The following is a 20,134-nucleotide window of genomic DNA, read 5'->3' as shown; positions in this document are numbered from 1 at the left end:
AATCGCACATGATCCATTATCTCGAATACTGCTTAAGCAAACCAGGTACTAGCCTGACTTTCCCCTTCGGGAATGAAGTGCGCGTCCTCAAGGTAGGAAATAAAATGTTCGCACTCATGTCGTCCGACGATCCAGCACCCGACATCAGCTTGAAATGCGATCCCATTCGTGCCGCTTCGCTTCGGGAACAATATGCGGAGATCAAGCCCGGCTACCATCTGAACAAGAAGCATTGGAACACCGTCACCCTAGATGGCAATCTTACGGACGAAGAGATAAAGATGCTGATCGATCATTCGTACGAGTTGGTCTTCAAAGGGTTAACGAAGGCGGAGAAAGCCGAAATTACGGGGTAAGTTAAAATTGGCTAGGAAGATGAAGCAAGAGATGTTCTTGCTTCATCTTTTTTTTGGGGGACAGTATTACATTGTACAATGCTTGTTCCCTGCTGCTATGTTGGATTTCGTACAATATAGGACGTAGATAATAACCCTTTGCCTCGTCTATCATGGATCTGAGCAGGATAGAAGACCATAAATGGCTTGTTTGCTCCGAAATAACCCCAAGTTACTGCAGGAATCCACTATAGTATAAGATTGCTTCTTATAGGACCCAAGTTACTGCAAATATACAGGTTAGCCACGTTATCTCGACTGGAGTAGGGTTATCCCAAGGATCCATGCTAATCAAGTCTCGTAACGTTCCTCTCGTCCATGCTGCCTCCTCCATACTCAATAGAGACGCCCATCTTGGTCTAGACCCAGATAGGCAGCTCCTTTAAGAAGTAAGATTATGCTTTCGCAACATGCTCCGCATAATGCCGTCCCCAATGCGGTCTTGTCCCATCAAGATCCGTGAAGTCGTACACCTCTGACAGTCCCCATGTGCTGTAGGTTCCGCCTGTTTTCTCGAATACGTTCGGATCGCTCGCCAGCGCAACGACAGCTCGGCCGATATAATATGGCGTCTCGGATGCGATGAAGTTAGGGTCCTTCTTCGCGCCTTCCTGCCAATTCGCTTCGGTAACACCGAAGTGCTCCAGCATCTCCTCCGACCGCAGAAATCCTGGCGTTAACGATAGTGCCGCTACACCATGAGGACGCAAGTCCGCAGCCATCGCTTGCGCCAGGTGAATGTTCGATATCTTGGCCAAGCTATAGTACAGATTACCGCGATAATCATAGCTAACCCCGTCTGTAATTTCGAGAATCAACCCTTGCTTATTCTCGACCATGAGCTGCGCCGCATAGTAGCTTGTAACCATGTGCGTTCGTACGGCTCGCTCCTGCACGAGCAAACCTTTCGCAAGTGAATGCTCCCAGAACGGTTTCGTCCAATCGACCAGCGATTCGCCACCCCAAATATCATTGACGAGAATATCCAGACGTCCTTGCTCCTGCTTCACACGCTCAAATAGGGCAACAACTTCCGATTCCTCCGTATGGTCCACACGAATAGGAAAGGCTGTGCCGCCTCTTGCCTGAATCATCTCCGCTGTCTCATCAATCGTCTCGCTGCGTCCGATATCCGATAGAGATCCGCGGACACTGCGCCCCGTCACATAGACCGTCGCTCCCGCTTCCCCCAAGGATACAGCAATCGCCCGCCCTGCACCGCGAGTTCCTCCTGCCACAACAGCTATTTTTCCTGCCAGCGATTTGATCTGCATAGAACTTGTCATAAGAATCGTCATCCACCTTTCCTATTTGCTTGTTACCTGTGTCTAATGTATCATCCCTATGATGACATCTATTGTCATATATGAAATTCAGTTTGATCCAAGGAGGTCTTCAGCATGCGCGGTGACCGATTATTATCCATTCTGTTATATCTTCAGAGCCATGGCAAAATGACAACATCCGAACTCGCAGCAAGACTCGAAGTCTCTGAGCGAACCATTCATCGGGATATGGAAGCCTTGAGCACGGCTGGGATTCCTGTCTATGCAGAGCGCGGCTCAAGCGGCGGATGGGCGCTCATGGAAGGATACCGCACCAATCTTACGGGATTGCATGCGGACGAGATGATGTCGCTGCTGTTAGCTCATCCCTCGGAGACGTTGTCTGAACTAGGTCTACATAAAGAATATGATTCCGCCCTGCTCAAGCTGCTCGCTTCTTTGCCCAAAACCCTCCAAGCGGATGCTGAATTCGTCCGGGAACGCATTCATATTGATGGCGCGGGCTGGAGCACTGGGGGCAGCAGCGCTTCCTGGCTATCAGTCGTCCAAGAAGCCGTGTGGGAAGCAAAACAGCTACTCATTCACTACTCTTCATCCTCACAGTCTGAGGTGACCGAACGGATGATTGAACCGTTAGGCCTCGTCGTCAAAGGCAACGCGTGGTATGTCGCCGCTCGTACGCTTGAAGGAACGTACCGCACGTACCGCATCTCCCGGATCAAGCATGCCAACAAGACGGAGCACTCCTTCGATCGCCCCGCCGACTTCAACCTTGCTGCTTACTGGGATGCATCCGTGCAGAGCTTCAAGACCAACCTTCCTCGCTATGAGGCCGTCATTCAGGTACATAACGCCATCCTAACTCGGATTGAGTATGCACGATTCGCAACCATCTTACACAAAGAGCCCCTGCATGACGTTCCCCAGTGGAGCACCGCACGTATTCAATTCGATACGCTCGAATCCGCAGCTTCCTACCTGCTAGGCTATGGGCCCGACGCCGTGGTCGTAGCCCCGCAGGAGCTTCATGATCTCGTCGTGCGGCAGGCTGAGGCCATTGTGAAGGCGTATCGATATGCAGCGAACGACAAAAAGGGCTGAACAGTCTATGTCTCTGTTCAGCCCTCATCACACAAATCCGTTAACGATTCGATGTAATTATAATATCCGAATACCCTAGTGTTTTCAATTGTGCTTGTGTCATGAAGACATGGTCATTCATGATCCTACTGTTATCCGAGGTAAGTTCGATTTGCCGTGAACCGACTTGGATCGTGTAGCGATATCTCGGTGCTGCTGCACGATCCTTAGCGGACTCCAGCTTGACTTGCCAATGCAGCTTCTGCGCCAGCTCACGCATCGGAATCCATTGCGCTCCATCTCTGTTGAAGACATATGGGACTGCAATCTCTTTGCCGTCAACATGAACAGTATGCAATGTATCCCTTACGACAGCAACCGGGTGAACCGGGAGCTTCCAGACGTCCAAATTCGCATCGAGCTTCGGTTGCTGTTCATATCCTGGCGGTGACCAAGCAAATAGACGGCCCCGCTCCGTATCATCAACTAGAGGACGTGACTTTTTCGTACCAAGATCATATACCATTTCTTGTCGAGACGGTTCATTATGCACATAAACCATCAGGTTGCTCTTGATATCATAGGCATATAATGTCCCTAACAAGATCCGCTCCCACTTCCCAGATGCAGGATCGTATGTCACAATCTCATTCTGACGGTCTTTCTCACTATAGCGCTTCAAAATGATCCGATCGTCTGCCGTCCAAGCCGCTCTTGCATTTCCGTAGCTCTCATTCCACTCTACAATCTCTCCTGTTTCGACATTACGCATCCAATAAACATAGCGTTTGTCACCCACAGTGAGATAATACGATTGCTCGATAAAAGCCCACTTGCGATTCGGTGACAGTATGAAGTTCGGACCCTCGTGGACCGTGTCCTCCGTCCAGTCATAATAAGAGGGTTGGAATTCCATATCCACATTGTACGGAATCCAGACGTTAGGCGCGTCCTTTGGGGTCCCTTTACTTACCCAAGTAAATCCTTCTCCCCACCGACTTAGGCTTCCATCCGGCTTGCGTTCAACGACGGCACTCCAGTAGATATCTCCATCATGTCCACTCACATTGTAATAAACCGTTCCCCTCTCCTCATCGATATACCCAACGTATTGATTCTCAATCTTCGCGACGTCTGGACGATTCTCCACGACCGTACCTGCCGGCGCATTCGACTCTGCTGCATAACTCACGCTATTACCCATCAGCAGCGTAGCGCTCAGAGCAGTCAACGCGGCAATTCTCCACTTCCCGTTCGTTCTCACAAGTAACACTCCCCAATAGGAATAAAATGATAGGTTGGAAATTAATGTAATTACCATCCTATAGACGCCCCTTCGCCAGAAAGGTTGCAGTCCACCACTAATTCGTATTAAAGACACTATCCGTAATCATCTTACTAAATACATCCTGCGCGTCAGGCGAGATCTGCGTTCTGACCGGTTCGAGTAGGGACTGGACTTCTTTATTACGGAAATCGTAACGATTCGCTCGAAATACCTTAGCAAAATGCGCTAACGTCTTGTCCAAGGCTTCCGGCGTCACACCTTTAGCCGGTCCTTCTCTTTTCAACAAAGTCATATATCGGTTCAAATAATCGGCCTTATCCTCAATTCCTCCGTCAAAAATGTACGCAACCCGTCTCGATATCTTCTTCTCGCCCGAACTTGATGCACTTGTAAACGGTGGGAGCCACCCTTCATTCTGATAAATGATCACAATATCATAACTGTCTGCGGTAATTCGCGGATCCGTGAAGTCGATTAAGAACTGCCGTATCCCCGGATTTACGTATATTTCTTTAAGCCGGATTCCTTTCTCCTTCTCATTGTCCGCATAAGGTGCAGGCACGAGGTAAGCTCCCACGGCATTGCCCTTGAACTTCACGATCGCAGCATCATCTTTGGACGAATAATATTCCGTACTCGAGACGGCTATGGATGGGAACCATGCGCTTTTAGCCGATGGATATATATAGAAGGCGATCATGAAAATAAACATCATCACGACGTACAATCCATAGCTTTTACCGATATATCTCTTGGTGGAAGTCACACGAATGATCAGATAAAAGCCCAAAAGCACGAGCGCGATCACCACGGCAACGATGAGATAACTGATCGAATCCAGCTGATGATTTTGCAATACATTCACCAATAAGTAGATAAATAATAGCGGAAATGCGAGCGCGCATAAAATGCTTAACCCGCAGTAGTAGAGCACGATCGTAAAATACTTCTCAATCTTAGCCAGTGTAATGCGAGAATCTTGTATGAAATAGAATGCAAAATGAAAAAGATAGAACACAATGGGGATAAAAATAGAGCAGACCATACCCTTAATCATATAAATCACGAAATTCCACATCATATTCAAATCGATCTGATCATCGACATAAATATCCCGCTCCATAGCACCCACCGTATTAAAAATATAGATTAACGCCATGATAATCGCGCCAATGATAATCGTGTGACGAATATTAATGCGATCCACCGTCGTTATCCCATCCTCGAGAAGGGCAGGTACGGTCGGCTTCTGAGGCTGCTTTCCGGTCCTCCACCTCCATTTCCATCGTTTCTGCTTGTACGTCTTCGCACGAGACAATTCGACTTCATTTTCCATCGTTTTTCTCCTCTCCCTTTAGAATAAGTACGGCTGCTCGAACTCCTCCGTCGCCTTAAGTTCCTCCACCTTCGCAACACATTCCGGGCCATCATTCTTTACGCTTCCCACGGTGCTGGACACCGCGTAGCGCATCATTTCGGATTCTGGATAAGGTTTCAGCAGGGTCAGCAGCTTGTCCGGGTTCGACTGATGGCGGTCCAGCCAGTAAGCCTCATCTTCCTTCCGCAAAATGACCGGCATCCGATCATGCACATCGGACACCAGGCCGTTCGGCGTCGTCGTAATAATCGAGAACGTGCTGATCTTCTCGCCGTCTTCCGGGTTCACCCAGCTATCATATAAAGCCGCCATGCTGAAAATCCCTTCATCCCTCCGCATGAACCGCATCGGCTGCTTCTTGCTTCCAATCGCCTTCCATTCGTAAAAGGAATCCGCTGGAATGATGCATCGTTTACGGTAGACTAGATTACGATACGAAGGCTTCTCCAGCAGCGTCTCCGCCTTCGCATTGATCATGCCGCCCGCCTTCCGCTGATCCTTCGCCCAGTTCGGGACAAGCCCCCAGCGCAGCGGGCCTAGACGGTTGTGGCTTCCATCGTTAATAATCGCGGGGACAATTTGCATCGGAGCCACGTTGTATCTGGGCAGATAGAAGGGGTCATTCACTTCTTCGATAAAATATCGCACGACTAACTCGTCGAAGGTCATCGTAATGGTATATCGTCCGCACATGAGGCGGTCCTCCTCGAGAATAGATTTCGAACCGTAAAATCGGTTATCATGAATATATAATTACTTCCATCTTAGTCCAAGATTGAAAGGGGAACAAGAACATGTCTGCCACAGAGAAAATTAAATTAACCTCTTATTCCACGAAAGGCGGATGCGGGTGCAAAATCGGCCCTGCGGATTTGTCGCAAGTCATTCGCTCCTTACCGCCAGCGATCCCGAACCCGAACCTTCTCGTCGGGATCGATACGAGCGATGATGCGGGTGTCTATAAACTGACTGACGATCTTGCAATCGTGCAGACCGTCGATTTCTTCACCCCGATCGTGGATGATCCGTATGCCTTCGGCCAGATCGCTGCTGCGAATGCGATCAGCGATATTTATGCAATGGGCGGCAAACCGCTTACTGCACTTAATATTGTAGCTTTTCCGATCCATACGTTGGACAAACAGGTCCTCGCCGATATTCTGCGCGGCGCCCAAGACAAAATGAATGAAGCAGGCGTCACGCTCGTCGGCGGGCACTCTATCGATGATAAAGAGCCGAAGTTCGGTCTTGCCGTGACAGGTCTTGTACATCCCGATAAAGTCCGTGCCAATGCAGGAGCCAAGCCTGGGGACAAGCTAATCCTCACCAAACCGATTGGCGTCGGCATCCTCACAACATCGATTAAGAAAGATCAGCTTAGCGAGTCGGAAGTCGAACGCGTAACGAGCGTCATGGCGACGTTGAACAAGAAAGCCGCTGAGACGATGGAGTCTTTCGATGTTCATGCGTGTACAGATGTTACGGGATTCGGCTTGATGGGACATAGCCTTGAGATGGCCAAGGGCAGCGACGTTGGCTTGATCATTCATGCGGATCAAGTCCCTGTACTGCCACGCGTGCGTGAGCTAGCTGAAGCAGGCTTCGTGCCGGGCGGTACCAAGAACAACTTCGCTCACGTGCAGGAATCCATCACCTTCCCGGCCGAGCTGGATCAGGTCGGACAATGGATTCTGTGCGATGCCGTTACCTCCGGTGGACTCCTCATTTCCGTCGCTGGTGATCAGGCCGAGGAATTACTTCAACAACTGCAACAAGCCGGCGTCGAAGCAAGCATAATTGGCGAGACGACCGAGAATCATCCAGGACGTATCGTCGTACGCTAAAGGGGTCCTTCAACCGTGTTCCAAGATATCACCATTGAACAATTATTAACGCGAAGAACATCTGGTGAACTGACCTTAATTGATGTCCGTTCGCCTTCTGAATATCAAGAGAACACCATTCCAGGCAGTCTTAACATCCCGATCTTCGATGATGCTGAGCGCGCTGAGATCGGTACGATTTATAAGCAAGTCAGCGTCGAAGCAGCCAAGGACCGTGGACTCGAAATTGTCTCCGCCAAGCTGCCGACCTTCATCAAGACTTTCGCCCAAATCCAAGGTCCGAAGGCCGTCTTCTGCTGGCGGGGCGGCATGCGAAGCAAGACGACAGCGACGGTACTCGACCTGATGGGCATCAAAGCTTCTCGCCTCATGGGCGGGATTCGAGCCTATCGGCAATGGGTCGTCGCTACACTGGACGGGTTGGAACTGCCGCAGGCTGGATATGTCATTAACGGCAATACCGGCACTGGCAAAACGTTGATTCTGCGCCGCCTCCAAGCCGAGGGATACCCGGTGTTGGACCTGGAAGCGATGGCGGGTCATCGCGGTTCGATCTTCGGACATATCGGATTGCATGCGAACAATCAGAAATCCTTCGAAGCACTGCTCGTCGAGCAAGCACTCATGCTGCAAGGTTCGCCTTATGTCCTCATGGAAGGTGAGAGCAAACGTGTCGGTAAGGCCGTGCTGCCCGACTGTGTCGTGCGTTCAAAAGAATCCGGCACCCAGCTCTTCATCGAGCTTCCGCTAGAGGAACGAGTACGCCATATTCTCGAAGATTATCAGCCGATGCAGCATAAGGATGAACTGGTGCAAGCCTTCAAGCATATCAAGAATCGCATCCATACCCCAATCGCGAAGGAAATCGAAGCCAATCTGTTGATCGGACAATTCGATCGTGCGGTGAAGCTGCTGCTGGATCATTATTACGACCCAAGATACGCACATGCGATGAGCCAATACGAAGGGGATCGGATCGTCATTGAAGTGCATACCATCGATGAAGCCATGGAGGCAGTGAAGGCGCATCTTCCCGTGAAGACTCCATAATAGACCTGTCAAAAGATAGCCCGTGGGGCTGTCTTTTGACATATAAAGGGAATAGTTTACAAATGTCGAATTTAGTCTACACGACAATTCGAGGAGTGAACCTATTTTGCGTAAACCGATCCAACTTCAGCTAGTCATTGCTCTTGTATTCATTTTAAGCTTCGCTTCCATTCCATCCGCTTTGGCAGAGACATCCCTCATCCCGGACAAGAATCTGGAACAAGCGATTCGCATTGAGCTCAAGAAGCCGACTGGTGCAATCACGAAAAAAGATTTGGCGTCTCTGACGTCGCTCTATCCCGAAGATCCCGAGAAGAAAGTCGGCAGCTTAATAGGGCTCGAGCATGCCGTTAATTTAGAGAGCCTCATGCTCCCGGGGCTCGGTATTAAAGACATCAGCCCGCTGAAGGACTTACATAAAGTCACCTTCTTGGCGCTGAGTGGCAATCAAATCCGCCAATTGGAACCGCTGCAAGGGTTACACCAATTGGAACAGCTCATGATCGATGCGAATGAAATTGAGAAGCTCGATACATTAGCAGGATTGACCAATTTGACGGACTTGTTAATCGGTCATAATCGGATTAAGGATCTGTCGCCGATCCAATCGCTAACCAAACTGAGTTGGCTCATCGTCAGCGATAACCAGATCGAGTCGCTTGAACCGCTTAGAAATCATCCGAATATTGAACATCTATACATCGAGAATAATCAAATCCAAGATATTAGCGTCTTAACGACCCTACCGAAGCTTCAAGAGGTATCGCTAAGCAACAACCCTCTGGACGCCAATGCAGAGAAAGTGCTGGCCGAACTTACCGCCAAAGGTGTGAAAGTGCTTGAGGATGCAGATGAGCAATCGACACCGCCTTCTGAGCCAGACGGAATCACCGTTCTGTTGAATAACGAGTTATTGAAATTCCAAGCCCCGCCTATCCAGAAGAATGGTTCTGTGCTGGTTCCATTCCGGGCGATTTTCGAAGCCTTGGGACTTAAAGTCGACTGGGATCCAAAGGCGCAATCCATCACGGGCAGTAAGGCCAATACGCTTATCAAGCTAAAAGTCGGGTCCGGCACGGCAGAAGTAAACGGGAAGCAGATGAAACTGACGGCAGCGCCATCGACAATTGGTGGCAGCACCTACGTTCCGTTACGTTTTATTGGCGAAGCTGTGGATGCCAAGGTGGACTGGCAGGAGATGGTTCAAACCGCCGCGATTTATACAAAGCAGCCATTTGCGACCAAAGACAAGAAAATCCAAATCACAGCTTACCAAAACTGGAGTGACGTGACTTCTTCTATTGAGAATGCAGGAGATCACCAGCTGATCTTATTCTCCTCCGTGATGAGCACGATGGTTATTCAGCATTATAGCAAGAGCGATTTAGATATGAGCTTCGACGAATATGTTAGCTTCGCCAAAAAAGATCTCACAGATAGATATGGGATGAAAATGACGGAGCAATCCGTAAAAGTTGGGAAAATCGATGCAAAGCAGTTGAACTACAGCTTAATCATCAAAAATAAAACCAATGAATATCGAATGATCCTTTTCGAGCAAAACAATGAATTCTATACCCTATTGCTAACGACTCCACCGCAGGTCAGCAAACAAGCCAACGCCGAGTTTAACGAAATCCTCACGAGTATAAAAATTTCTTAGCACAATGAATAACGCCCGCTCCCCGGTTGAACGCCGAAGAGCGGGCGTTCATTGTAAATCCCCCTTGCTATGCCAGTACAAGTGATATGGGAAGTGAAATAACTGCTTTTTGGCAGTTATTTGCACCACGCAGCGCTACTTCGAGCGCATTAACTGCTTTTTTGCAGTTATTTGCACCGCGTGGCGCTACTTCGAGCGATTTAACTGCTTTTTTGCAGTTATTTGCGCGTGCGATGCCACTTCGAGCGATTTAACTGCTTTTTTTTGCGCGCGCCTACCTATACCATCCCACAAAAAAAGAAAACCGTTCTTTCAACCTCGGCCATACTAGCCTCTGTCAAAAGAACGGTTAACTATATCAACTAAATCTCCGGAATCACAATCTCCACTTCCCGCTTCAATTGCGACGAACGCAAAATGCCATCCAGAATCGCTTGATTCCGCAGAATCTGCTCACCCGGAATCGGCGCAGGCTCCCCGGCACGAACAGCGCGAACGAAATCCTTCACCTTCTCCTCGAACACATTAAGTTTGTGCTCTACGATCGGGATCGCGCTCTCCGTATGATGACCATGGATATCATGGAATAGCGAAATCGAACCGACGCTGCCATCCCATACGCCACTCCATGGACCTTTGCCTGCTGGCGTCACCTTCATCCCTGCATCCGTCCCGAGGAACATCGTCGCACCAAGCGTGTCCATATGCATCGCCCAGGAGGTCTTGAAGTTCAGCACCAAATCGCCTTCGAAGCGCACGATAGCAACCCCGAAATCTTCCACATCGAACTTTGACGCTTCCCCATGGTATTTCGGATTCGTGCCGAAATAGTTCGATGTATACGCCGAGACCGTCAGAGGCTTCGGATACCCGAGTGTGTTCAACGCCAAGTCAAGCGAGTAGCAGCCAATATCCGCCATAGCACCAGCCCCTGCAATCTCCTGACGGATGAACGATCCACCCGGCATACCGCGGCGGCGGCCGCCACCGGTTTCCACGTAGTAGACTTTGCCCAGTTGACCGGACTCAACCATTTTTTTAATCGTGCTCATATTCGGGTCATAACGCGGCTGGAATCCGACATTGAGCATGAAGCCAGACTTCTTCGCTACCTGGACCATATCGACCGCTTCTTCGAGCGTAACCGACATCGGCTTCTCCAACATCACATGTTTACCTGCATTTAACGCGTCAATCGTCGTCTGGTAATGTGCCACATTCGGTGTGCAGATACTTACGCCGTCCAAATCCAGCTCCAGCAGGCGGCGGTGATCTTCATAAGCTGCGGCGCCCTGCAGCCCCCATCGCTGGATGAACTGCTCCGCACGGCCCGGCATAATGTCTGCCACCGCGACGACTTCAACGTCTTCCATGCGTTTATAGGCCTCAACATGGCCGCCAGCAATACCGCCGCTTCCAATAATCCCAATCCGAATTGCTCTTCCCATGGCCATTGTCACCTATCCTCTCGCATTCATTCTTCGATATAGCGATGGCGTCATCGCATAGCGTTTCCGGAATACCGTATGCAGGTAGCTTCCGTTCGAGAAACCCTCTTTAAGCGCAATATCTTCAATCGGCATCGTGGTCTCAACCAATCGCCGACATACCGCATTTAGTCGTACATCCTCTACAATTTCACTGAAGGAACGTCCATCCCCCTGCTCCTTCAAGATGCGCTGCAGCTGCCGCGAACTGATATGAAGCTTATCTGCGACATCGTTCAGTACCAATTGGCCTGTCGAATTCGTCTGAATATACTCCAGCGCCAATTGATATCGATACGCCTTCATATCGCGGAACGGCAGCTCGGCTTCATTCGGTTCCGAATAATATGCACGCACCGCACGCAGCAAGATTTGGACAATACATTGCTTAATCGTCGTATATACGCCGTTATACCGCTGTGCCGTCGCTTGATAGGCATCTAGGAAGTATGGCATCGCCCGGTAAATATCCATCGTCGGCTTCAGCGGAAGCTGCCTTAGCTTCTCCACACAATCGCGTGCTTCATCCACTTCCCACGGATTGATTAGGGAATCTGCAAGCAGAGAATCCTCATCCCGCTCAACAATATCCACATGGAGACATAACTCTTCCATCGATTCACGGGGATCCGCCTCTTGATAGTGCAGCACATCCGGCCCCGTCAGATAGAACATGCCTTCGCGAAGCGTGTACGGCTCATCAACCAGGATCACACTCCCTTTGCCGCGAGGGATGAAGTGAAATTCAAATTCCGCATGCTTATGGAACGACACGATCTTCCCTGGTGCAAAAGATGTGAGATGGAACCGGAGAACGCGAATTTCATAATTTCCCCATGTAATGCTCAAATCGAGCCTTTCCAGCGCATCTTGGCGATCTCGCATCACTTCATAAGGAAAACTGCTCATTCCATACACCTCTCATAACATAACCTTATAATATTTTAGGCTTGAAGCTCATCCAATCGAATACTACGCTGCTCGCGAGCCGATTGATTCGCTGCCTCCATTAATTTCGTCAATTCCACCGCAATCGCGATGTTCTCATCTGCTGTTGTATCATTCTTAATATGGTTAATCCATTGCTCGAATGCGCTCTCACGCTTCGCAGGTAACGGCTGTTCTACCCATGCGTTAGCGGCTTCTTTCGCTGGGTTCGATGTACGCAGCAGCAATTTCTCATCCGGCGTACCGAATAAGAGCGTACCTTCCGTGCCATGTACCTCAATTGTAAATGGAGAGAAGTTATTGACGAATCCGGCTTCCACAATCCCTACAGCGCCCGACGTCGTCGATAGTGTTGCAACAGCATTATCTTCCACTTCTTTGCCTGTTACATAACCGAATTGCGCCTGTACGCCCACTGGCTCTTCCCCGAGGAATACGCGTGTCAAATACATCGGATGGCAGCCAAGGTCGATCAATGCGCCGCCCAGACATTCATCCAGACCATAGAAATGCTCTGGCAGCCAACCTGCCGTCGCACCATTGTGAGAGAGTCGTACGCGAACGAGCGTTACTTTGCCGAGCAATCCTTGATCCAAGATGTCACGAATGGCAAGGGTATAGTTATCGTTTAATCTTGGCAAAGACACCGTCAATTTGACATGGTTCTCCTTCACCGCGCTTAGAATTTCATTCACTTCATGAAGCGTTGGAGCTAGAACTTTCTCGGTAAAAATATGTTTGCCCGCACGTGCCGCAGCAAGTATGACGTCACGGTGCATCGATGTAGGCGCATCCACAATCACGCCATCAATATCATTCCGCTGCAGCATTTCTTCGAGTGAGGCATGGAACTGTGCCCCTTGTTTGTCTGCCGCTTCTTGACCACGCGCTGGGTTCTCATCCCATACAGCGACGATCTCCGCTTCCGGATGTTCCTGTGCTTGTTTCGTGTAATCCCATGCGTGTACGTGCCAATAACTAATTTTTCCGATTCTAATCATTCTTAAGCTCACCTCTGTATTTAATATTAGGACATCATGAACATAATCTATCATATCATTTTAGCTTATTTCACTATGTTTACACGACAGATAACTTAAAATTCACGACATAAATTCAGAAAGTCGCATTTCTATATATCTTTCAAATCCAAGTGATGAATTTCATGGAAAAGATATTGGTCTTATGCCTAAATTCCGTTTATAATTGGTAATGAGTCTAAATTGAACGAGCTTAAATTATTAGGAGGCGTATACCATGTTCAGCAACATCGGAGCGAGCGGTTTTATCATGATCGTTATTTTAGCGCTTATCATATTCGGTCCTAGCAAATTACCCGAACTCGGCCGTGCCGCAGGCAGAACGCTGCGCGAATTCAAAAATGCGACGAGCGGTTTAATGTCAGACACCGAACCTGCGAAGAAAGAAACATCTTCTCCTGCTGCGCTGCGGTCCGAATCCGAAGAAAAAGACAAAAACACGCAGCAATAAGCTGCGGCTAGGTGATAAGGATGCCCGAGAAACTACAAGCCATATTACAACATATTGGTGATCTACGCAGACGGTTGATATGGATCATCGCAGTACTTTTCCTGACGGCCATTATTGGCCTTTTTATTTCCCAGCAATTGATTGCTTATCTCAGAAGCGTTCCGCCGGGATCGACGTTCGAATGGAATGCTTTTTCACCGTGGGATGCCATTAAGGTCTATATGAATGTGACGATCCTATTCGCCTGCGTCATTACCCTGCCATTCACCCTATTTCAGCTCTGGAAATTCGTGAAGCCAGGACTACGGAAGAAGGAGCAGCAGGCGACCTTACGATACATCCCGTTCGTCTGTCTCATGTTGATCGTCGGACTTGCTTTCGCCTACTTCGTCGTCTTCCCGATGGCGTTCAAGTTCACGACCCGGATGACTGTAAGCATGCATCTGATTCCGACGTACGGCGTGTCGCAATACTTTGGATTCATGTTCAGCCTGGTTATCCCGGTGTCCCTAGCGTTCGAGCTGCCTGTCCTTGTCATGTTCCTGACAAAGCTGCGCATCCTAAACCCGAAGAAATTGCACAAGTTCAGAAGATATGCCTACTTCATTCTCGTCATCGTTGCGACCATGATCTCACCTCCAGAGCTGATCTCTCACCTGATGGTTGCCATTCCACTGCTCATCCTATATGAGATTAGTGTTGGCGTATCCAGCATCGTGTACCGTAAGCAGCTCATCGCCGATGAACAACTTGAAGCGGATGTCGATGAACAACATATCGCTTAGGAGGACGCAGATTCTATGATTCGAGGCTTATACGAGACCCACTTGCCGGTTCGCAGTCTAGCGGTCTCTATCCCATTCTATGAACGGCTTGGATTAACCTTCGCCAGATGGCAGGGCGAACATACCGCATTCTTATGGATAGAAAAAGGCAAGAGCTGGCTCGGTTTATGGGAAGGAGAGCAGGTCAACACGCCTTACCATGCATCACTGCGCCACATCGCCTTTACAACGACTTATGAGGATCTTCGGCATGCTGCGGTATGGCTCCGATCCATGCAGATTGAGCCCGTCATTTTCCCGGGACAAGCGACAGGCGACCCCGTCGTTCGTCCGAATCAGGGGAATGCCTCGATTTACTTCGATGATCCCGACGGGAACAGTCTGGAGCTCATGGCGAACATTGATGTCCCTGCTGCGCTGCGCGAGATCACCACGCTGCTGACCATCGAAGAATGGGAAGAACAACTGCGAACGGTACAACAATCCTAAATGTATAGCAATGCCTCGAATAGCGGTGAATGACCTGCAAGTTGTATGGGCTTCACCGCTATTCGTATAGTTTTCCCTACGATTCAATCGTGATATAGGAATTTGCGATGAGCAAGATCAGTGCAGCACCGAACTTGCTTCCTAATCGCAAGAAGTTCATACTGTAGGTAGATTAATTTGGAAGCCTAGACAGGCTTGAATTTTTTCATAAAAGGAGTAAATAAGCATGCAACAAGAAACGTTGGATCTGTTCCGCAAATTAACGGAGTTCCCTGCCGCATCCGGATTTGAACGCGGGCTTCGTGCACTCGTCAAAAGCGAAATTTCGAAATACACCGATGAAATCATCCATGATGCGCTCGGCGGCGTGTTCGGCGTCATGCGTGGGAACGAAGAAGGACCTCGCGTCATGGTGACAGGACATTTGGATGAAGTCGGCTTCATGTCTACGCAAATTACCGATACCGGGATGATCAAATTCACGACCCTCGGCGGCTGGTGGGGACAAGTCATCCTCGCACAGCAAGTCGATGTCATCACACCGAACGGCCCGATCCGCGGTGTTGTGGGTTCCATTCCGAAGCATCTCTTGGATGAAGCAACTGCGAACAAGCCAGTCGATCCGAAAGTCATGTACATCGATGTCGGTGCAGACAGCCGTGAAGATGCCGAAGCAGCAGGTATTCGTCCAGGCCAACAAATTGTGCCAGTCTGCGAATTTACACCGATGCTCAATCCGAAGAAGATCATGGCCAAAGCTTGGGATAACCGTTATGGCGTAGGGCTAGCGATTGAACTAATGAAGGAATTACATAACGAGAAAGTGCAGCTGCCGAATATTCTGTTCGCGGGTGCAACGGTTCAAGAAGAAGTGGGACTTCGCGGTGCGCGCACAGCTGCGAATCTGATTCAACCAGATATTTTCTATGGACTGGATTGCAGCGCAGCCAACGACATGACAGGCGATCGCAATTCTTTTGGCCACTTGGGCAAAGGCGCATTGCTGCGTATCTTCGACCCGACGATGATTACGCATCGCGGTCTTATCGAATTCGTACAGGATATTGCGGATACGCACAAAATTCCTTACCAATACTTCGTATCGCCAGGCGGTACCGATGCAGGTCAAATTCATATGAGCGGCATCGGCGTACCTTCGACGATTATCGGGGTGGTTGGTCGTTATATCCATACCCCTGCTTCGATTGTACATACCGATGATATCGATGCAGCCAAAGAATTGCTCATCCAGCTCGTGAAACATACCGATCGTACAACGTACAATACGATTGTGGAGAATAGCTAGTCGGATTGATTCACAAATCCAAGAAAACCCCACTGCTCTGAGAGAAGGTAATGAACCCTTTCCCAGACAGTGGGGTTTTGCTATGTATTCTTAATGAATCCTTTAGGCTTGATGCTCTGCCAATTGTTTCAGACTGGATACGCGTTGATCCAGACGATCATATCCTTGAACGAGCGCTTCAATTTGCCCATCTTGATGTTCCATGCTCGCTGTCACTTCTTCAATCGACATCATATGCTGTTCCGTACTTGTAGCAATGGAGATCATACCTTGAGCCATCGTACCATACTGCTGCTCCAGATCAGCTACGGCAGTGCGCATAAGCTCTGCTTGACTGTTGACTTGATTCGTATTCCCCATAATCAACCGCACGATGCCTTCTACGGCATTCGTTGCTTCAACGCTTGATGTTACAGCGCCTTCGCCTTGATCAATCAGGTGGGCTGCATCTGTAATCTGACTCTGAATACTTTCAAGGATGGAGGCTATATCCTGCGCCGCACGCTGAGAATGATCAGCGAGCTTACGCACTTCATTCGCGACCACAGCAAAACCCGATCCATGCTCACCTGCGCGAGCCGCTTCAATCGCCGCATTCAATGACAATAAATTGGTCTGAGCAGATATCTCGCTGATGGTCTGCACGATGCTACCCACTTGATCCGTCTGTGCCGTAAGTCTATTCATCAATTGAACCGTTTCACGGATCATGGATTGGACATGTCCAATTTCTTGGACGAGTGTTGATATTTGGGTATTCCCTTGCGTCACCAGATTCAGCGTCTCCGTCGCAACTTCATCCAACTGCCCGCTACCCTCGCCGACATGTCGCAACGAATGCTCCACGGCTTGAACCGAAGCATTCATTTGATGTAGATTATTCGTCTGCTGCTCAATCGAGCTTGCGATCTGAGCAAAGGTTCCCACGACTTCGCGGGAAATGCTGCTCGTCGTCACTACGCGTTCCTTCTGCTCTATGCTAAATTCATTCAACATCGTGACGGATTCACGAATCTCAGTTAGCAGCTTCTCTGTTTGCGCTTTGGATTGCAGCGCTGCTTCGCTATGCTCCAGCACTTGCCGCTGCAGCTTCTCGATGAATATAGCTGATGCGCACAAGGCAATGGTCGCCAATACCACATACAATAACAAATAAAGAAGTGGCTCCTTCGTGAATAATGCATTATGCAAAACCGGATGATTGTACACATAGATCGTTGTAGCAATACTAAGCACACCGGTCAACAGCACAGGACGGAAGTTCGAATAAAGCGTCATGATACCCATATTCACATACACAAGGAGGTATGTACTAAAGATTGGGTTCGGGTCGGAGAGCATCAGCAATAGAATAAGTCCTGTCATAATAACAGGAACGAGATACATAATGTATTGGACTGCAAGACGCTTATACGTCAAAAATGTTGCAATCCCGCAGCCTACCGATCCACCAATGACTAACGTGTATATCAGCTCGGCCTGAGCCCCTGCTGCAAGATTCGTTACGGTTCCTAACACAATCATCGCCCATATTATTTTGACAAACAATCGGTTTCTCTTGTCTAGAATATGCCGCTCGTTCAAACCTTCCACTTCCTATTCATTAATTTATCCTACTATCGATACCCCCTCTACCTCTTGGGGATCCGGCAATAACCATTCAAAATCGGATTTATTCTCACGAACTTCACGCACGTGAATAATCGTAGGTATGACATCATCTCCTTTATAAGCAGTTCGACCCGCAATCTGAGTTGTTGGCACGTGGAACGATACCCGAAGCGCACGGGCAAATACCGGCTCTAGCAAACAAATAAAATAATTCAAATGATGCTTGTCCGCATAATGCACCATCGCCGAAAGCAAACGCGAGATGTTCGGTCCCCGATATTGTTTTAATAGAGCTACTTTGTCCACTTCTGCGACACGCGCAGAAGGTTCTATCAATTCTGGCTGCTCATGAAATGGCGCAATTTGGTGAATGGGATTGCTCTTTTCAGCGTGATAAGGTTTAATTTCAAAAGTACCTACATGCACACCTTCTTCATCGCTTACGATCAGCCGATCCAGGACTTCTTGCCCATATTCAAGTTCAAACCCTTTTTCACGCCATACCTCTGTCCAAATGCGATGAAACTCCAACAGTTGCGAATGATTCTGAACAACGGTATACATCATACAACCCCTTCCCATTTTTAAATAAATTGGTTATTATTGTGTGTTCCTACCCTTATTTTACTAATACATCAGGGAAAGAACCATACAAATACCAATATTTCCTACTAAATACCTAGGAATAGTTTTATTTAAAATGGTCAATAGAATTGATGATCTTTTTTATCACTTGTTATTATTTATCGGCAAAACTAACCATTTCATTGAACATTACGGAGCGGTACCATTTAACATTTCCGTGAAAACATATCCCGCTAAAACAAACAACCCCGCATCACGCGATAAAGGGATGACCCTTTGCCACGAACTACGGGGTTCATTGGTACTGAACAACGTAAGCAGTATTGCTTACAACATCAAAGTGAAATACACGCTAAGCCCGATAACCAAGACAGACGAAATGCTGCATAAAACCGTGTGCAGCCCCTCCATCCGATGCTTCACCGCATAGATCAACTGTCGAACCGCAAAGAGAATACCCACCACATTCAATACGATGACCAGAATCATGAACACATTCATGAACGTCGACGAACCCGCAGCCATGTCATGATGATGCATCGTCGCCATGGTACTCATCAGCATGGGGGCCGAGAGCCAGTGCACCGTATGCAGCACAATGACGCCTAGTAGAGATAGAACTGAAGCTGCCGAATACTTCGATTGCGCCCGCATTCGCATCATTCTCGATAGCATGCTCACCACATCCTTCTATCCTTGATGGCAGATGTTCGCAAGAACTTCCTTTACTCATTATACGGGGGAAGCTTTAGAACATTCGTAATGATTCCATCTCACTACTCGTTGTTTCCTCGTCTATGATTTGGACAAATTCTGCCGGATAACACCGAATATAAGCGCCAATCCGCTGTAATGTGGCAGGTGCGAACTGACGGAACATTTGATCCAGCGGTGAGATCGCAGCAAACATTCGCTCATCCTCATCTAGATCCTGATGTGCATGATGGATTTGATCAATGTCCCGGGTATCGTATCTTGAAGTAAATACCTTCTCCACTTCCTCGAGCAGTCGCAGCATTGTAAGTTCCCCAAAATACTGAAACGCCTTCTTCAGACTCGACCAGAACATCGGCTGCGCAAAAAAATACGCACTCCACCAGTAGAACTCGGCTTGGGACAGTATGGCATGGTGATGATAGGAACAATACATAAATAACGCTTGTTGACCCGGGGTCAGCTGTTTATAGAATTGAACTTTGGCTAATACGCCGTCTCCGCCCATCTCTTCATTCTTCCGTATCAACTCTTTGTAGGTCGCGATGATCGGCTTAAAACATACCCATACCAAGCTTTCATCCGTTGAGGAATCGAATGCTTGGCGTTCTACAAGAAAGTCCATCTTTTTACCCACTCCCTACGTATAAATATACAGGAAATGGAAGGTGTAGGGTAGGTGTTTATTTTGATTTTGTTGCATTTATGTTTGTGATTTCCAAATTTAAGCGAAT

At 48.5% G+C, this 20,134-nt stretch carries 20 protein-coding genes; 9 read left to right on the top strand and 11 right to left on the bottom strand.

What is annotated here, in order from left to right:
* Nucleotides 1-8 precede the first annotated feature (8 nt).
* A complete protein-coding gene (locus ACFQZR_RS26575) occupies nucleotides 9-356 on the top strand; it encodes an MmcQ/YjbR family DNA-binding protein (RefSeq protein ID WP_379351365.1) in 348 nt (115 codons plus the stop codon).
* Nucleotides 357-790: 434 nt separating this feature from the next.
* Here ACFQZR_RS26575 and ACFQZR_RS26570 read toward each other — a convergent pair whose 3' ends face one another.
* Nucleotides 791-1,663, bottom strand: a complete 873-nt coding sequence (locus ACFQZR_RS26570; RefSeq protein ID WP_379351466.1) for an SDR family oxidoreductase — start codon at nucleotides 1,661-1,663, stop codon at nucleotides 791-793.
* Between the two features lie 132 nt (nucleotides 1,664-1,795).
* On the opposite strand from ACFQZR_RS26570, the gene ACFQZR_RS26565 reads away from it, so the two are divergent.
* Nucleotides 1,796-2,782: a helix-turn-helix transcriptional regulator gene (locus ACFQZR_RS26565; RefSeq protein WP_379351364.1), complete on the top strand. Its 987-nt coding sequence runs from the start codon at nucleotides 1,796-1,798 to the stop codon at nucleotides 2,780-2,782.
* A 40-nt stretch (nucleotides 2,783-2,822) separates the two neighbouring features.
* Here ACFQZR_RS26565 and ACFQZR_RS26560 read toward each other — a convergent pair whose 3' ends face one another.
* From ACFQZR_RS26560 to ACFQZR_RS26550, 3 genes are all read right to left on the bottom strand, one after another.
* Nucleotides 2,823-4,025: a hypothetical protein gene (locus tag ACFQZR_RS26560; protein WP_379351363.1), complete on the bottom strand. Its 1,203-nt coding sequence runs from the start codon at nucleotides 4,023-4,025 to the stop codon at nucleotides 2,823-2,825.
* Between the two features lie 97 nt (nucleotides 4,026-4,122).
* A complete protein-coding gene (locus ACFQZR_RS26555; RefSeq protein ID WP_379351362.1) occupies nucleotides 4,123-5,385 on the bottom strand; it encodes a hypothetical protein in 1,263 nt (420 codons plus the stop codon).
* A gap of 18 nt (nucleotides 5,386-5,403) precedes the next feature.
* A complete protein-coding gene (locus ACFQZR_RS26550; RefSeq protein WP_379351361.1) occupies nucleotides 5,404-6,120 on the bottom strand; it encodes an SOS response-associated peptidase in 717 nt (238 codons plus the stop codon).
* A gap of 101 nt (nucleotides 6,121-6,221) precedes the next feature.
* Between ACFQZR_RS26550 and selD the strand changes: the two genes are divergently transcribed.
* The 3 genes from selD (at nucleotide 6,222) to ACFQZR_RS26535 (ending at nucleotide 9,984) form a co-directional block, all read left to right on the top strand.
* Nucleotides 6,222-7,271, top strand: a complete 1,050-nt coding sequence (selD, locus tag ACFQZR_RS26545) for a selenide, water dikinase SelD (protein ID WP_379351360.1) — start codon at nucleotides 6,222-6,224, stop codon at nucleotides 7,269-7,271.
* Nucleotides 7,272-7,286: 15 nt separating this feature from the next.
* Entirely contained in the window at nucleotides 7,287-8,321 is a 1,035-nt protein-coding gene (gene mnmH, locus ACFQZR_RS26540) for a tRNA 2-selenouridine(34) synthase MnmH (protein WP_379351359.1), read from the top strand.
* 106 nt (nucleotides 8,322-8,427) lie between these two features.
* Nucleotides 8,428-9,984, top strand: a complete 1,557-nt coding sequence (locus ACFQZR_RS26535) for a stalk domain-containing protein (protein ID WP_379351358.1) — start codon at nucleotides 8,428-8,430, stop codon at nucleotides 9,982-9,984.
* A 362-nt stretch (nucleotides 9,985-10,346) separates the two neighbouring features.
* On the opposite strand, the gene ACFQZR_RS26530 is transcribed toward ACFQZR_RS26535, so the two are convergent.
* The 3 genes from ACFQZR_RS26530 to ACFQZR_RS26520 are packed head-to-tail and all read right to left on the bottom strand — an operon-like array spanning nucleotide 10,347 to nucleotide 13,420.
* The gene (locus tag ACFQZR_RS26530) at nucleotides 10,347-11,432 is read right to left on the bottom strand and encodes a Gfo/Idh/MocA family protein (RefSeq protein WP_379351357.1); all 1,086 of its coding nucleotides are present in this window, start codon (nucleotides 11,430-11,432) and stop codon (nucleotides 10,347-10,349) included.
* Between the two features lie 12 nt (nucleotides 11,433-11,444).
* On the bottom strand, nucleotides 11,445-12,380 hold the full coding sequence (locus tag ACFQZR_RS26525) for an AraC family transcriptional regulator (protein ID WP_379351356.1): 936 nt from the start codon (nucleotides 12,378-12,380) through the stop codon (nucleotides 11,445-11,447).
* Nucleotides 12,381-12,415: 35 nt separating this feature from the next.
* Nucleotides 12,416-13,420 (bottom strand): Gfo/Idh/MocA family protein, encoded by a 1,005-nt coding sequence (locus tag ACFQZR_RS26520; RefSeq protein WP_379351355.1) that lies wholly within the window; start codon nucleotides 13,418-13,420, stop codon nucleotides 12,416-12,418.
* 256 nt (nucleotides 13,421-13,676) lie between these two features.
* Between ACFQZR_RS26520 and ACFQZR_RS26515 the strand changes: the two genes are divergently transcribed.
* The 4 genes from ACFQZR_RS26515 to ACFQZR_RS26500 all read left to right on the top strand — a co-directional run bounded on the left by ACFQZR_RS26515 (nucleotide 13,677) and on the right by ACFQZR_RS26500 (nucleotide 16,490).
* Entirely contained in the window at nucleotides 13,677-13,910 is a 234-nt protein-coding gene (locus ACFQZR_RS26515) for a twin-arginine translocase TatA/TatE family subunit (RefSeq protein ID WP_018757505.1), read from the top strand.
* Nucleotides 13,911-13,930: 20 nt separating this feature from the next.
* On the top strand, nucleotides 13,931-14,695 hold the full coding sequence (tatC, locus tag ACFQZR_RS26510) for a twin-arginine translocase subunit TatC (protein ID WP_379351354.1): 765 nt from the start codon (nucleotides 13,931-13,933) through the stop codon (nucleotides 14,693-14,695).
* 15 nt (nucleotides 14,696-14,710) lie between these two features.
* Nucleotides 14,711-15,184 carry a VOC family protein gene (locus ACFQZR_RS26505; RefSeq protein ID WP_379351353.1) on the top strand — a complete coding sequence of 158 codons (474 nt, stop codon included), beginning with the start codon at nucleotides 14,711-14,713 and terminating at the stop codon, nucleotides 15,182-15,184.
* A 226-nt stretch (nucleotides 15,185-15,410) separates the two neighbouring features.
* Entirely contained in the window at nucleotides 15,411-16,490 is a 1,080-nt protein-coding gene (locus ACFQZR_RS26500) for a M42 family metallopeptidase (RefSeq protein ID WP_314587566.1), read from the top strand.
* 102 nt (nucleotides 16,491-16,592) lie between these two features.
* Here ACFQZR_RS26500 and ACFQZR_RS26495 read toward each other — a convergent pair whose 3' ends face one another.
* The 4 genes from ACFQZR_RS26495 to ACFQZR_RS26480 form a co-directional block, all read right to left on the bottom strand.
* On the bottom strand, nucleotides 16,593-18,083 hold the full coding sequence (locus tag ACFQZR_RS26495; protein WP_379351352.1) for a methyl-accepting chemotaxis protein: 1,491 nt from the start codon (nucleotides 18,081-18,083) through the stop codon (nucleotides 16,593-16,595).
* 15 nt (nucleotides 18,084-18,098) lie between these two features.
* Entirely contained in the window at nucleotides 18,099-18,668 is a 570-nt protein-coding gene (locus ACFQZR_RS26490) for a hypothetical protein (protein ID WP_379351351.1), read from the bottom strand.
* 345 nt (nucleotides 18,669-19,013) lie between these two features.
* A complete protein-coding gene (locus ACFQZR_RS26485; RefSeq protein WP_379351350.1) occupies nucleotides 19,014-19,361 on the bottom strand; it encodes a hypothetical protein in 348 nt (115 codons plus the stop codon).
* Between the two features lie 73 nt (nucleotides 19,362-19,434).
* Nucleotides 19,435-20,025, bottom strand: coding sequence for a hypothetical protein (locus tag ACFQZR_RS26480; protein WP_379351349.1), 591 nt, complete (start codon nucleotides 20,023-20,025; stop codon nucleotides 19,435-19,437).
* Nucleotides 20,026-20,134 lie beyond the last annotated feature (109 nt).

The organism is Paenibacillus sp. GCM10027629, from assembly GCF_042676425.1.
In the GTDB taxonomy this organism is placed as follows: Bacteria; Bacillota; Bacilli; order Paenibacillales; family Paenibacillaceae; genus Paenibacillus_K; species Paenibacillus_K terrigena.
Note: the sequence above shows the minus strand (reverse complement) of the source record. Positions and strands in the feature narration are given on the sequence as shown.

Bases quoted from the DNA above. Each gene is read 5' to 3' on its own strand.
- ACFQZR_RS26485 (WP_379351350.1), bottom strand. From the start codon at position 19,361: ATGCTATCGAGAATGATGCGAATGCGGGCGCAATCGAAGTATTCGGCA.
- ACFQZR_RS26505 (WP_379351353.1), top strand. From the start codon at position 14,711: ATGATTCGAGGCTTATACGAGACCCACTTGCCGGTTCGCAGTCTAGCG.
- ACFQZR_RS26525 (WP_379351356.1), bottom strand. From the start codon at position 12,380: ATGAGCAGTTTTCCTTATGAAGTGATGCGAGATCGCCAAGATGCGCTG.
- ACFQZR_RS26500 (WP_314587566.1), top strand. From the start codon at position 15,411: ATGCAACAAGAAACGTTGGATCTGTTCCGCAAATTAACGGAGTTCCCT.
- ACFQZR_RS26490 (WP_379351351.1), bottom strand. From the start codon at position 18,668: ATGATGTATACCGTTGTTCAGAATCATTCGCAACTGTTGGAGTTTCAT.
- ACFQZR_RS26575 (WP_379351365.1), top strand. From the start codon at position 9: ATGATCCATTATCTCGAATACTGCTTAAGCAAACCAGGTACTAGCCTG.
- ACFQZR_RS26555 (WP_379351362.1), bottom strand. From the start codon at position 5,385: ATGGAAAATGAAGTCGAATTGTCTCGTGCGAAGACGTACAAGCAGAAA.
- ACFQZR_RS26515 (WP_018757505.1), top strand. From the start codon at position 13,677: ATGTTCAGCAACATCGGAGCGAGCGGTTTTATCATGATCGTTATTTTA.
- tatC (WP_379351354.1), top strand. From the start codon at position 13,931: ATGCCCGAGAAACTACAAGCCATATTACAACATATTGGTGATCTACGC.
- ACFQZR_RS26520 (WP_379351355.1), bottom strand. From the start codon at position 13,420: ATGATTAGAATCGGAAAAATTAGTTATTGGCACGTACACGCATGGGAT.
- ACFQZR_RS26565 (WP_379351364.1), top strand. From the start codon at position 1,796: ATGCGCGGTGACCGATTATTATCCATTCTGTTATATCTTCAGAGCCAT.
- ACFQZR_RS26550 (WP_379351361.1), bottom strand. From the start codon at position 6,120: ATGTGCGGACGATATACCATTACGATGACCTTCGACGAGTTAGTCGTG.
- selD (WP_379351360.1), top strand. From the start codon at position 6,222: ATGTCTGCCACAGAGAAAATTAAATTAACCTCTTATTCCACGAAAGGC.
- ACFQZR_RS26480 (WP_379351349.1), bottom strand. From the start codon at position 20,025: ATGGACTTTCTTGTAGAACGCCAAGCATTCGATTCCTCAACGGATGAA.
- ACFQZR_RS26530 (WP_379351357.1), bottom strand. From the start codon at position 11,432: ATGGGAAGAGCAATTCGGATTGGGATTATTGGAAGCGGCGGTATTGCT.